This window comes from Xanthomonas sp. 4461 (assembly GCF_024806475.1).
Classification (GTDB): Bacteria; Pseudomonadota; Gammaproteobacteria; order Xanthomonadales; family Xanthomonadaceae; genus Xanthomonas; species Xanthomonas arboricola_F.
Genome location: NZ_JANTYV010000001.1, coordinates 1,800,439 through 1,812,080 on the forward strand (window position 1 = coordinate 1,800,439; position 11,642 = coordinate 1,812,080).

Annotated in this window: 11 protein-coding genes; 2 read left to right on the plus strand and 9 right to left on the minus strand. The window is 64.1% G+C overall.

From position 1 onward, the window contains the following. Positions 1–2: 2 nt before the first annotated feature. The 3 genes from FHY19_RS07760 to FHY19_RS07770 are packed head-to-tail and all read right to left on the minus strand — an operon-like array spanning position 3 to position 2,505. Positions 3–1,166, minus strand: coding sequence for a COX15/CtaA family protein (locus FHY19_RS07760; protein ID WP_259163687.1), 1,164 nt, complete (start codon positions 1,164–1,166; stop codon positions 3–5). A gap of 10 nt (positions 1,167–1,176) precedes the next feature. After that, positions 1,177–1,752, minus strand: coding sequence for a hypothetical protein (locus FHY19_RS07765; RefSeq protein ID WP_259163690.1), 576 nt, complete (start codon positions 1,750–1,752; stop codon positions 1,177–1,179). Positions 1,753–1,779: 27 nt separating this feature from the next. Further along, on the minus strand, positions 1,780–2,505 hold the full coding sequence (locus FHY19_RS07770; RefSeq protein ID WP_259163691.1) for an SURF1 family protein: 726 nt from the start codon (positions 2,503–2,505) through the stop codon (positions 1,780–1,782). Positions 2,506–2,565: 60 nt separating this feature from the next. Between FHY19_RS07770 and FHY19_RS07775 the strand changes: the two genes are divergently transcribed. Then, positions 2,566–2,784 carry a twin transmembrane helix small protein gene (locus FHY19_RS07775; protein ID WP_005996896.1) on the plus strand — a complete coding sequence of 73 codons (219 nt, stop codon included), beginning with the start codon at positions 2,566–2,568 and terminating at the stop codon, positions 2,782–2,784. 98 nt (positions 2,785–2,882) lie between these two features. Here the strand turns inward: FHY19_RS07775 and FHY19_RS07780 are convergent, their stop codons facing one another. Genes FHY19_RS07780 through FHY19_RS07805 form a run of 6 tightly spaced genes read right to left on the minus strand, consistent with a single transcriptional unit; the run spans position 2,883 to position 7,629 of the window. Continuing rightward, entirely contained in the window at positions 2,883–3,758 is an 876-nt protein-coding gene (locus FHY19_RS07780; protein ID WP_259163693.1) for a cytochrome c oxidase subunit 3, read from the minus strand. Positions 3,759–3,795: 37 nt separating this feature from the next. Then, entirely contained in the window at positions 3,796–4,392 is a 597-nt protein-coding gene (locus FHY19_RS07785; RefSeq protein ID WP_259163694.1) for a cytochrome c oxidase assembly protein, read from the minus strand. After that, complete coding sequence (locus FHY19_RS07790) at positions 4,389–4,562, minus strand: hypothetical protein (protein ID WP_003484652.1); 174 nt, start codon at positions 4,560–4,562, stop codon at positions 4,389–4,391. Before FHY19_RS07790 ends, FHY19_RS07785 begins: the two co-directional genes overlap by 4 nt. Next, a complete protein-coding gene (gene ctaD / locus FHY19_RS07795; protein ID WP_046964238.1) occupies positions 4,543–6,147 on the minus strand; it encodes a cytochrome c oxidase subunit I in 1,605 nt (534 codons plus the stop codon). Before ctaD ends, FHY19_RS07790 begins: the two co-directional genes overlap by 20 nt. Positions 6,148–6,188: 41 nt before the next feature. Then, positions 6,189–7,136, minus strand: coding sequence for a cytochrome c oxidase subunit II (coxB, locus tag FHY19_RS07800; RefSeq protein ID WP_259163717.1), 948 nt, complete (start codon positions 7,134–7,136; stop codon positions 6,189–6,191). Positions 7,137–7,152: 16 nt separating this feature from the next. Then, positions 7,153–7,629, minus strand: a complete 477-nt coding sequence (locus FHY19_RS07805; protein WP_170068618.1) for a DUF2244 domain-containing protein — start codon at positions 7,627–7,629, stop codon at positions 7,153–7,155. Between the two features lie 278 nt (positions 7,630–7,907). On the opposite strand from FHY19_RS07805, the gene putA reads away from it, so the two are divergent. After that, complete coding sequence (gene putA / locus FHY19_RS07810; protein ID WP_259163727.1) at positions 7,908–11,108, plus strand: bifunctional proline dehydrogenase/L-glutamate gamma-semialdehyde dehydrogenase PutA; 3,201 nt, start codon at positions 7,908–7,910, stop codon at positions 11,106–11,108. Positions 11,109–11,642: the final 534 nt, after the last annotated feature.

Here is an 11,642-nt window from a genome sequence, read left to right on the forward strand (position 1 = left end):
GCTCACTCCGGCGCGCGCAGCCGCGCCAATAACGACACCAGCACGAACAGCAAGGCCACCGCGCCGCCGTTGTGCAGCACCGACACCTCCAGCGGCAAGGCCAGCTTGACGTTGAGCATGCCCAGCGTCACCTGCACCGCCACCAGCACCGCCAACGCGGTCGCCCACACGCGCATGCCCGGCGAACGCGACAGACGCCACGCCAGCCACCACAGGTACAGCGCGGTCGCGATCGCCCACAAGCGATGCGCCATCTGGATCGCGATGCGCGCTGCGCCATCGAGCACGCCGCCTTCGTAATCCACCCCGATCCCGCGCCACAGCGTGAAGCCTTCGCGGAAGTCATGCGGCGGCCACCACTGGCTGACGCAACGCGGGAAGTTGTCGGCAGACCAGCTGCCGCCGCCGCAGGCCAGCGCCGCGTAATTGGCACTGACCCAGCCGCCCAGCGCAATCTGCAGGCCCAGCACTGCCACACCCAGGCGCAGCAGCCACTTCAGCCGCGAGGCGTCGGCCAAGGTGATCGGCAAATGGGTCGCCCGCCATGCCATCCACACCAGCAAAGAAAACATCAGCATGCCGCCGAGCAGATGGCCCATCACCACGATGGGCTTGAGCAGCAGCGTCACCGTCCACATCCCCAGCAGCGCCTGGAAGATCACCACCGCCAGGGTCAGCACCGCCGCACGCGCCAGATCGATATTGCTCCAGCGCAGCGCCGCCAGCAGCAGGATCGCCTCGCCGGCGATCGCTACAGCCATTGCCGGCATGTGCCACCCGGACATGTACAAGGGGATCGAGAGCGCCACCAGCGCCGCTGCCGACACCACCTGCGCAATGCCCATACGGCGGCGACGCGCGGCCAGCAGCGACAGCACCAGCACTTCCACGCCCAGCGCGCCGGCCAGGAAGCGGTGCACCTGCTCGCGCCAGGCCTTGTGCGATTCCAGCGGGCGGATCTTGCTGGCCACGTGCGTGTTGGCTTCGTCGGTGGTCTGCGGCCAGGTGACGCGGCCATAGCAGGTCGGCCAGTCCGGACAGCTCATGCCGGCGTCGGACAGGCGTACGAACGACCCGAACAGGATCGTGCTCGCAGTGAACAGCGCCGCAAGCCAGGCCATGCGGTGGAAGTGGCGGAACAACGCCGGTGGCGCAAACAGATTCATCGAGACGGACTCACATCAATTTCAGCAGCTTGACCAGATCCGCACGCAAGCCGGCCGGGTCGAACCCCGGGGCATAGCGCAGGATCACGAAGCCGTTGGGGTCGATCACATACACCGGCACGCCAGCGGCATCGTTGCCACCCGGCAGTGCGCCCCGCAGCGAGGCATCGTCGCGCAGCACGCGCAAGGCCGGCATCGGCGGCAGACCGGCGGGCGGCGTTCCGATCCACAGCAGCTCCACCTTGTCGGCGCGATGCCCCAGCAGTTGCCAGACCTTGTCCAGTTCTGCGGCCAATGCCACGCAGCGCTGCGCGCAGTCTGCCGGCGGCGCCAGCGCGATCCGCCAGATGCGTTCGCCAGGCGCCCACGCGTACGGCTTGCCGTCCGCGCGTACCGGCACCAGTGCACGCAGGTCGGCGGGCGGATTGAGCAATTGTCCGTTGTTGCGCATCGACGCCGGCTGCCAACCGGAGAAGCGCAGCACGCCGGCCAGCAACATCGAGCCGAAGAACAGCACTGCCAGGGCAATCAGCATCCTGCGGCCGCGTTTGACCGAGTGCGGCGTGGCCGATGTAGGAGAGGTCATGCCGGCGATTTTCTCATGCCGCGCGGGTCAGTGCCCGCGCCGCCGACGGCGCCGCGCACGCCACGTCAGCAGCGTCGCAGTGGCCAGCACCGCCGCCGCGAGGCCGAACCATTGCACCGCGTAACCCAAGTGCCGCGCGGGCGGCAGCGTGTTCGGCAGCATCTCCATATCTCGCGCATAACCGACCGGCACGGCTGGATCCAGCCGCAATACCTGCGACGAAATGTCGCGCCTTCCCAGCATGCTGCGCACCGCCTGCGCATCCAGCCGCGTCGCCAACCAGGCGTTGGACGTGGCGGTGGGCGCCAGCGCCGGCCCGATCGCCAGGCCGGACGACGGCGGCGCGCTCAGCAGCCCCTGCACCTCGCGCGCACCTTGGAGTGCAGCGATGTTCGGCAGTTGCCGATTTGCCGGCAACGGCAGCCAGCCCAGGTCGACCAACAAGGTGCGCGATGTGCCCTGCGCGGCGGCAAGCTGATAGACACGCACGCCGGCACGCCCGGCATGCAACTGATTGTCCAGCAGCACCTGCTGCGGCAAGAACTGCACACCTCCGCTCACCCAGGCCAGCGGCTGCCGCGCAGCCATTGCCTGCGCCAGCGTCAACGGCGTCTCACGCACATGCGCTGCGCGTTCCAACAACGCCTGTTTGCTGTGCATGCGCTGCAGTTGCCATTGCCCAAGCGCAGCAAACCCCGTGCTCACCAGCACTGCCAGCGCCCACCCCAACACCGCCGTGTGCTTGCGCGTCATGACAAGCGGCGCAAAAAAGCGTGCAATGCCCGGACCACGTCGACGACCACCGGGGCTGCTGTGAACGATTCGCTCAAGACGCTGCTGATTGTCGCCTTCCTGATCGTGATCCTGTGGAACCTGGGTGCCGGTCTCTACTACCTGCTGACCGACCGCGGCCAGACCAAACGCACCGTCAATGCACTGACCTGGCGCATTGGATTGTCAGTTGCATTGATCGCCATCGTGATCATCGGCATCTACACCGGCTGGATCAAGCCACATGGCATCGGCCGCTGACGCGGCCGATGGGATTGGGGATTGGGCATTAGGGATTCGTAAGAGCAAAAGCGGATCGCTCTTGCAAATCACCAATCCCGACTCCCCAATCCCCGCCCTTAAAGCACATACACGAACAGGAACAGCGCCAGCCACACCACGTCGACGAAGTGCCAGTACCACGCGGCCGCTTCGAATGCGAAGTGATTGTCGCGAGTGAAGTGGCCCTTGGCCGCACGCAGCCACATCACCGCCAGCATGATCGTGCCCAGTAGCACATGCATGCCATGGAAGCCGGTGAGCATGAAGAACGTGGAGCCGTAGATGCCCGAGCCCAGGGTGAGATTGAGTTCGGTATAGGCGTGGATGTATTCCTCGGCCTGCAGGAACAAAAACACGCAACCCAGCAGCACGGTCAGCCCCAGCCACAGCAGCAGCGCACCGCGACGACCGCCCTTCAGCGCGTGATGGGCGATGGTCAGCGTCACGCCGGAGCTGAGCAGGATCAGCGTATTGATCAGCGGCAATCCCCAGGCCGGAATGGTCTGGAATTGGCCGCCGATCGTGCCTGGACCATTGGTCGGCCAGGCAGCGGAATAGCCGTTCCACAGCAGCTCGTTGGTCATTACGCCATCGCCTTCGCCGCCCAGCCAGGGCAGCGTCAGCACGCGCGTATAGAACAACGCACCGAAGAAGGCACCGAAAAACATCACCTCGGAAAAAATGAACCACACCATCCCCATGCGGAACGAGCCGTCCACCTGACGGTTGTAGTTGCCTGCATTGGACTCGCGAATGACGTCGCCAAACCACATGAACAAGGTTGCCAGCAACATCGCCATGCCGGCAAAGAATGTCCAGCGCCCCCATGCCGCGTCGTTGAGCCAACTGGCCACGCCAATCATCATCACGAACATCGCAATCGACCCGACGAAGGGCCATTTGCTCTGCTTCGGGACGAAATACGCATCGGCGTTGGGACTGTGATCGGCCATGGCGTTGCTTCCGTGTGGTGGTGCGGGTGGATGAAGGTTACGGTGCCGCGCGCGGCGTGCCGGACACGGCACCGCCCTGCAGTTCCGAGGTCAGCGCGTCATTGCGATAGAACGTGTACGACAACGTGATTGTGGTGACCTCCGCAGGCAGCGCAGGGTCCACGATGAAACGCAGCGGCATGTCGCGCTTCTCCCCGGCCTGCAGCGTCTGCGCGGTGAAGCAGAAGCATTCGGTCTTGTTGAAATAGCCGGACGCTCGCGCCGGCGCAACCGATGGCACCGCGCTCCCCACCACTGCGCGCTTGCTGTCGTTGCGCGCAAAATACAGCGCCTCGTTGAGCTCTCCCGGAACCACGTCCATCGTCATCTGCTCGGGATGAAAGGTCCACGGCAGTTTCGAATTGACCCCGGCATCGAACTCCACGCGCACGGTGCGTTTGCCACCGCCCACCGCCTTGGACGCACCTTCGCGGGCGCTCCCCGGTGCGCGCTCCATGCGAATACCGAAGACTTTTTCGCATGCGATGCGATACAGCGGCACCAGCGAAAATGTCAGCACAAAGACGCCCAGCACCACGCCCAGCAGCTTGAATAAGCCAGCGGTCGGCGCATGCGTGGGCGCGCGCGCAGTCATCGGCCGATGACGCCCGAAGCGATGAAGCCGGCATAGATCAGCAGCGCAATGATGCCCACCGTGATTGCGGTGCGGCGTACCGCACGCCGCTGCTGCGCCTGCCGCTCGGCAGCGGAAAGTAGACGCGTCACCGCCGGCTCCGACGCCGACTCAGTGGCCGATGTCTTCATGCGCAAGATCTCCAGGCTTGATGACCGGCGGCACGGTGAAGGTGTGCGCAGGCGCGGGCGAAGGCACTGTCCACTCCAGCCCCTTTGCACCTTCCCAGGCACGCGCATCGGCACGGGCGCCGCTACGCAGCGACGCCAACAGAATGGCGGCCATCAGGAAGGGCGTGGCAAACATGCCGAACGCACCGATCGAGCTGACCAGGTTCCAGTCGGCAAACACCACGTTGTAGTCGGGGATGCGCCGCGGCATGCCGGCCAGCCCGAGGAAGTGCTGCGGGAAGAACAGCAGGTTGACGAAGATCATCGTCCACCAGAAATGGAACTTGGCCCAGGCTTCGTTGTACATGCGCCCGGTCCACTTGGGCCACCAGTAATACACCGCGGCAATCAGGGCAAACACCGCACCGGTGACCAGCACGTAATGGAAATGCGCCACCACGAAATAGGTATCGTGATACTGGAAGTCGGCCGGCACGATCGCCAGCATCAGGCCGGAAAAACCACCAATGCTGAAAAGGATCACGAACGCCACCGCCCACAGCATCGGCGACTCGAACGTCAGCGAGCCCTTCCACATCGTGCTGACCCAGTTGAACACCTTCACCCCGGTCGGGATGGAGATCAGCATCGTGGCGAACATGAAGTAGATTTCGCCACCGAGCGGCATGCCCACGGTGAACATGTGGTGCGCCCACACGATGAAGCTCAAGAACGCGATCGCCGCGATCGCATAGACCATCGCCTGATAGCCGAACAGCGGCTTGCGGCTGAAGGTGGGAATGATTTCGCTGACCACGCCGAACGCCGGCAGGATCATGATGTAGACCTCCGGGTGCCCGAAGAACCAGAAGATGTGCTGGTACATTACCGGATCGCCGCCGCCGGCCGCGTTGAAGAAGCTGGTGCCGAAGAACTTGTCGGTCAGCAGCATGGTGACCGCACCGGCCAGCACCGGCATCACCGCGATCAGCAGGAAGGCAGTGATCAGCCACGCCCAGCAGAAGATCGGCATCTTGAGCAGATCGATGCCGGGCGCGCGCATGTTGAGCACGGTGGCGATGATATTGATCGCGCCCATGATCGAACTGACGCCGGCCACGTGGATCGCAAACACGCTGAAGGCCACGTTGTAGCCGCCCTGCAGCGACAGTGGCGGGTACAGCGTCCAGCCGCCGGCAGGCGCACCGCCGGGCAAAAACAACGTCAGCAACAACAAGGTGAAGGCAACCGGCAGCAACCAGAACGACCAGTTGTTCATGCGCGGCAACGCCATGTCCGGTGCGCCGATCTGCAGCGGAATCATCCAGTTGGCCAGGCCGACGAAGGCCGGCATCACCCCACCGAAGATCATCACCAGCGCATGCACGGTGGTCATCTGGTTGAAGAATTCGGGTTTGACGAACTGCAGCCCGGGCTGCATGAGTTCAGCGCGGATCACCACGCTCATCGCCGCGCCGATGATGAACATCACGAAGGAGAACAGCAGATACAGCGTGCCGATGTCCTTGTGATTGGTCGAAAAGAACCAGCGCTCGACGAAGCCGGGCTGGTGGTGTCCGTGGTGATCGACTGCGGTATGCGCCATGACGGAACGACCTCTGCGAAGCGGTACGGTTGCGAGCGGTGTTAGAGAGCGGCGGTCGGTGCGGCAGGTTGTGCTGCCGCAGGCGCAGCCTCACCTGTGGGTGCTGTCGCTGGTGCAGCCGGCGTCGGAGTTGCTGCCGGCGATGCAGCGGGTGCGGTACCGGCAGCGCTGCGACGCGACGCCAGCCAACGCTGGAATTCGGCCTTGGGCAGCGCCTCCACCACGATCGGCATGAAGCCATGATCCTTGCCGCACAACTCGGCGCACTGCCCGCGATACACGCCCGGCTGCTCGATGTTGGTCCACGCCTCGTTGACGATGCCCGGGATGGCGTCCTGCTTCCAGCCCAGTGCAGGCACCCACCACGCATGGATCACGTCGTCGGCGGTGATCACGAAACGGATCTTGGTATCGACCGGCAAGACCAGGCGATTATCGACGTCGAGCAGATAATGCGGCTGCGACGCCACGGTGGGACGTTCGCCGCTTTGCCGGATGCGGTCCGATTCGCGCGCCAGACGGCTGGTGAACTCCACCCCCTGGCCCAGATATTCGTACTTCCACATCCACTGGTAGCCGGTGACCTTGACGGTCATTTCCGACTCGCGGGTGTCGTACATCGCAATCAGCTTGGCCGTCGCCGGCCATGCCATCGCAATCAGCACCAATACCGGAATCACTGTCCACAGCACCTCGGCGCGCGTGTTGTGGCTGAACTGTGCAGCCACCGCGCCCTTGGACTTGCGAAACTTGAAGATCGCATAGCCCATTGCCCCGAACACCAGCGCACCGATCACCACGCAGACCCACAGCGCCACCATGTGCGCCTCATAGGCCATGCGCGCGGTCTGGGTGACGCCGCGGCCCATATTGAGCTGCCATTCCTTGGGATCGGCCGATTGCGCCCACGCGAGCGGTGTGCCGACCAGCGCTGCCAGCGCCAGACTCAACCTTGTGTACGTCGACTTCCAGCTGCTGCGTTGCGTCATTGCCTAGACCCTTACGTCATCGGTGACGGCCATTGGCGGCCGCGAGCAAGCGTTTCAGCGTATCTGCCAGTTCCACACGTTCGGCCGGCCCGAGAAAACTTCCGATCTCGATCTGCCTGCCGCTGCTCACCAACAGCACCCTGTCGTCGCGTTCCATGCATAGCCGCACCCAGTGCGGATGTGCCTGAAACGCTGGTGGCGCATGGCCGGACGGAAACACCTCAACGGCGGTCTCCCCTACCCGGATCGCTTCTTCGCGCTCGCCACTTCGCCATAACTGCCGTAGCGCCAACGCCACCACACCACTATGCAACAGGGCGAATACCGGCGCGAATGCATTGCCGGTCCACCACCCCAGGCCCGCAAATAACCACATCGTTCCTGCCAGAACTGCAAACAGCAGCACGAATTGCCTTGCCGACAGCGCCCGCGGAGGCCGCAACCGCAATTGCGTCCCAACCCCTTCGGACATCAACGGCAGCACTTCGATCATTGGCAACACGCAGCGCGCTGCGGGAACAGCCCGATGGTAGACCCGCTCGAACGCATGCGGCAAGCGTTTCCGCCGATCGACGATTTGCTGCAGTGCAGCTAAAAATGCGTGGAAATCAATTACTTCACCGAAGTGGCCGACCGCGCGCGCCCTCGAACCCGCACGCCAGCACACGTGTGGGCGACCTGCACAAAACGGCGGGAAAGCTGCCGCTTCCACACAAGTGTGCCGGTGCCAGGTCTCTCTAGAATGCGCAAAGATTCCCAGGCACTTCTCGTATGAACGCTCAGCTCGACCCACTTGCCTCTACCGCCCCAGCGCCGCCGCTGCTCGCGCCCGAATTGCCGGTCGCGCCCGGTGCATTGCGCGCGGCCATCACCGCTGCCTGGCTCAAGGACGAAGCCGAACACGTGCACGAACTGCTCGACCAGGCACGCTTGCCAGCCGCAGAACAGGCCAAGGTGCAGGCACTGGCCGCCGATCTGGTCACCCGCGTGCGTGCCCGCGCGCAGGATCAGGGCGTGATCGAAGCCTTCATGCGCCAGTACGATCTGGGCAGCGAGGAAGGCGTGCTGCTGATGTGCGTGGCCGAAGCCTTGCTGCGCATTCCCGATCAGGACACCGCAGACAAGCTGATCCGCGACAAGCTCGGCGATGCGGACTGGAAAAAGCACATGGGCGGCAGCGACTCGGTGCTGGTCAATGCATCGACCTGGGGCCTGATGCTCACTGGCAGGTTGGTACAACTCAACGACCTCACCCGTGCGGATGTGCCCGGTGCCTTCAAGCGCCTGATCGGCCGCGTTGGCGAGCCGGTGATTCGCCTGGCCGTGCGGCAGGCGATGAAGATCATGGGCCACCAGTTCGTCATGGGCCGTACCATCGGCGAGGCGCTGTCGCGTTCGCGCAAGGGCGACAACGCCGACTACCGCTATTCGTTCGACATGCTCGGCGAAGGCGCATTGACCATGAAGGACGCCCAGCGCTATCTGCAGGCGTATCGCGACGCCATCCACGCGATCGGCCGCAGCGGCAGCTTCGTCGGCACCGATGTGTTCGCCGCACCCAGCATTTCCATCAAGCTCTCCGCGTTGTATCCGCGCTACGAACACGCCAAGCGCGCACGCGTAATGGCCGAACTTGTGCCGGGCGTGCTGGAGCTGGCGCAGCTGGCCAAGTCCTACGGCATTGGCTACACCGTCGATGCCGAAGAAGCCGATCGTCTGGAACTGTCGCTGGATATCATCGAGGCCACCTTCTCCGATCCGTCGCTCGATGGCTGGGAAGGGTACGGGCTGGCAGTGCAGGCCTACCAGAAGCGCACGCCTTACACGATCGATTTCCTGGCCGACCTGGCGCGGCGCGTCGGGCGTCGCATCCCGGTGCGCCTGGTCAAGGGCGCGTACTGGGATGCGGAAATCAAACGCGCACAGATCGAAAGTCATCCCGGCTATCCGGTGTTTACGCGCAAGCAGAACACCGATGTGTCCTACCTGGCCTGCGCACGGCGCATGTTTGCGCACAGCGACGCGCTGTATCCGATGTTCGCCACTCACAACGCGCAGACCATCGCCGCGGTACGCGCGATCTCTGCTGGCAAGACCTACGAGCACCAGAAATTGCACGGCATGGGCGATGACCTGTATGCCGAGGTGATTCCCGCCGATCGTCTGGGCTTGCCATGCCGCGTGTATGCACCGGTGGGTTCGCACGAAGATCTGCTGCCCTACCTGGTGCGTCGCCTGCTCGAAAACGGCGCCAACTCCAGCTTCGTCAATCGCATCACCGATGAGGACGTCGCCATCGAAGACCTGATTCGCGATCCGGTCGAGGCGGTGTCGTCGTTCGCTTCCATCCCGCATCCCAAGATCCCGCTGCCGACCGACCTGTTGCGCAGCCAGAACCAGAACAGGAAAAACTCCATGGGCGCCAATCTCGCCAACGACAACGATCTGCGGCAGCTGGCCGAGCAACTCAATGCCGCCGTCAAACCATGGAAGGCGGCGCCGCTGGTACCGGGTGCGGTGATCGGCACGCCGAGCCAAGCAGTGCTGAACCCGGCCGATCGCCGCGAGACCGTTGGCCATTGGCAAGCGGCCGATCCGGCGACGGTGCAGAAGGCGCTCGCCTCGGCGGCTGCAGCCCAACCGGGCTGGAACCGCACTCCGGCGGCGAGCCGCGCCACCATCCTGGAGCATGCCGCCGACCTGCTCGAAGCGCGCATGCCCGAGTTCATGGCCATCTGCGTCAAAGAGGCCGGCAAGACCCTGTCCGACGCCGTGGCCGAAGTGCGCGAGGCGGTCGACTTCCTGCGCTACTACGCAGGCCAGGCACGTGCGCAATTCGGCGCACCCGAGCGCCTACCCGGGCCGACCGGCGAATCCAACGAACTGCAACTGCACGGTCGCGGTGTCTTCGTCTGCATCAGTCCCTGGAACTTCCCGTTGGCGATTTTCCTCGGCCAGGTCGCCGCCGCACTCGCTGCCGGCAACAGCGTGATCGCCAAGCCCGCCGAGCAGACCAATCTGATCGGCTACGCAGCGGTGAAGCTGCTGCACGAGGCGGGCGTACCGGAGGCTGCCGTGCAATTCCTGCCCGGCGATGGCGCTACCGTGGGCGCTGCACTGACCAACGATCCGCGCGTGGCGGGTGTGGCGTTCACCGGTTCCACCGAAACCGCACGCGTCATCAACCGTACCCTGGCCGCGCGCGACGCCGCCATCGGCGTGCTGATCGCCGAGACCGGTGGCCAGAACGCCTTCATCGCCGACTCCTCATCGCTGCCGGAAGCCGTCGTCAAGGACGCGATCTCCAGCGCCTTTATGTCCGCCGGCCAACGCTGCTCGGCGGCCCGCGTGCTGTTCGTGCAGGACGACATCGCCGACAAGGTCATGACCATGCTCGCCGGTGCAATGGGCGAGCTGAAGGTTGGCGATCCTGGCCTGCTCTCGACTGACGTTGGCCCAGTAATCGATGCAGATGCGCTCAAGATCCTCGACGATCATGCAGCGCGCATGGATCGCGAAGCGCGTTTGATCGGCACCACTACCCCGGATCCAGCCACTGCCAATGGCAGCTTTTTCGCCCCACGTGCGTACGAGCTGGCGTCGCTCGCGGAGCTGCAGCGCGAGGTCTTTGGACCTGTGCTGCATGTCATTCGCTGGAAAGCCGACCAACTCGACGCCGTCATCGACCAGATCAACGCAACCGGCTACGGCCTGACGCTAGGCGTGCATTCGCGCATCGACGAAACCATCGACCGTATTACGTCCCGCGTCGCGGTTGGCAACGTCTACGTCAACCGCAATCAGATCGGTGCCGTGGTCGGTGTGCAGCCGTTCGGTGGCCAGGGCCTGTCCGGCACCGGTCCGAAAGCAGGTGGACCGCACTACCTGCTCCGCTTTGCTACAGAAAAGGTCGTCACCGTCAACACCACCGCAGCAGGCGGCAATGCCTCGCTACTGACACTGGGCGATTAACATCCCTCGCTGGATTCCCTACTAGCGCGCTGAGGAGGCAAAAACCCCGCCGAGGCGGGGTTTTTGTTGTGCCCAGATACCAATGGGGTGCGGTGTTTGTATGTCGGCAATGCAGGCAAAGCGATGAGGCTGGCTGCGCAACGACAGCGCTGACAGCTTGGGCAGTTGCCGTGGATGCTCAAAGCTCGTCAGGCCAGAGGCAATCACGGTCAAAGTACCGCAGCCTTTGGATGCCTGAAGTAGGCGAGCGTGACACTGTGTGGACGCTGGCGCTGACGGCGTTTCCTCGACGTGCCTACAGAGCGTTGAAAACGCTGACTGACCTAGACAATCGGTCATGGCGCCGTGGCGTGAGGCATCGCGTCACAGTGCTTCGAGCAGCACTTATGATCCTCAGCTCCGCAACACATTGGAGCTTTGCGCACATTACGGGAGTTGGGTTGGGCGAAGTGGTCGGTGTGGGTCTGTTGGCGAAGCGTGCAGAGCGAGGCGCTAGCGCAGGCGCAGGCAGCTACACCTACCTGCCGAGGGCAG

Coding starts and splice junctions, on each gene's coding strand:
- FHY19_RS07760 (WP_259163687.1), bottom strand. CDS start 1,166: ATGAATCTGTTTGCGCCACCGGCGTTGTTCCGCCACTTCCACCGCATG.
- FHY19_RS07765 (WP_259163690.1), bottom strand. CDS start 1,752: ATGACCTCTCCTACATCGGCCACGCCGCACTCGGTCAAACGCGGCCGC.
- FHY19_RS07770 (WP_259163691.1), bottom strand. CDS start 2,505: ATGACGCGCAAGCACACGGCGGTGTTGGGGTGGGCGCTGGCAGTGCTG.
- FHY19_RS07780 (WP_259163693.1), bottom strand. CDS start 3,758: ATGGCCGATCACAGTCCCAACGCCGATGCGTATTTCGTCCCGAAGCAG.
- FHY19_RS07785 (WP_259163694.1), bottom strand. CDS start 4,392: ATGACTGCGCGCGCGCCCACGCATGCGCCGACCGCTGGCTTATTCAAG.
- FHY19_RS07790 (WP_003484652.1), bottom strand. CDS start 4,562: ATGAAGACATCGGCCACTGAGTCGGCGTCGGAGCCGGCGGTGACGCGT.
- ctaD (WP_046964238.1), bottom strand. CDS start 6,147: ATGGCGCATACCGCAGTCGATCACCACGGACACCACCAGCCCGGCTTC.
- coxB (WP_259163717.1), bottom strand. CDS start 7,136: ATGACGCAACGCAGCAGCTGGAAGTCGACGTACACAAGGTTGAGTCTG.
- FHY19_RS07805 (WP_170068618.1), bottom strand. CDS start 7,629: ATGATCGAAGTGCTGCCGTTGATGTCCGAAGGGGTTGGGACGCAATTG.
- putA (WP_259163727.1), top strand. CDS start 7,908: ATGAACGCTCAGCTCGACCCACTTGCCTCTACCGCCCCAGCGCCGCCG.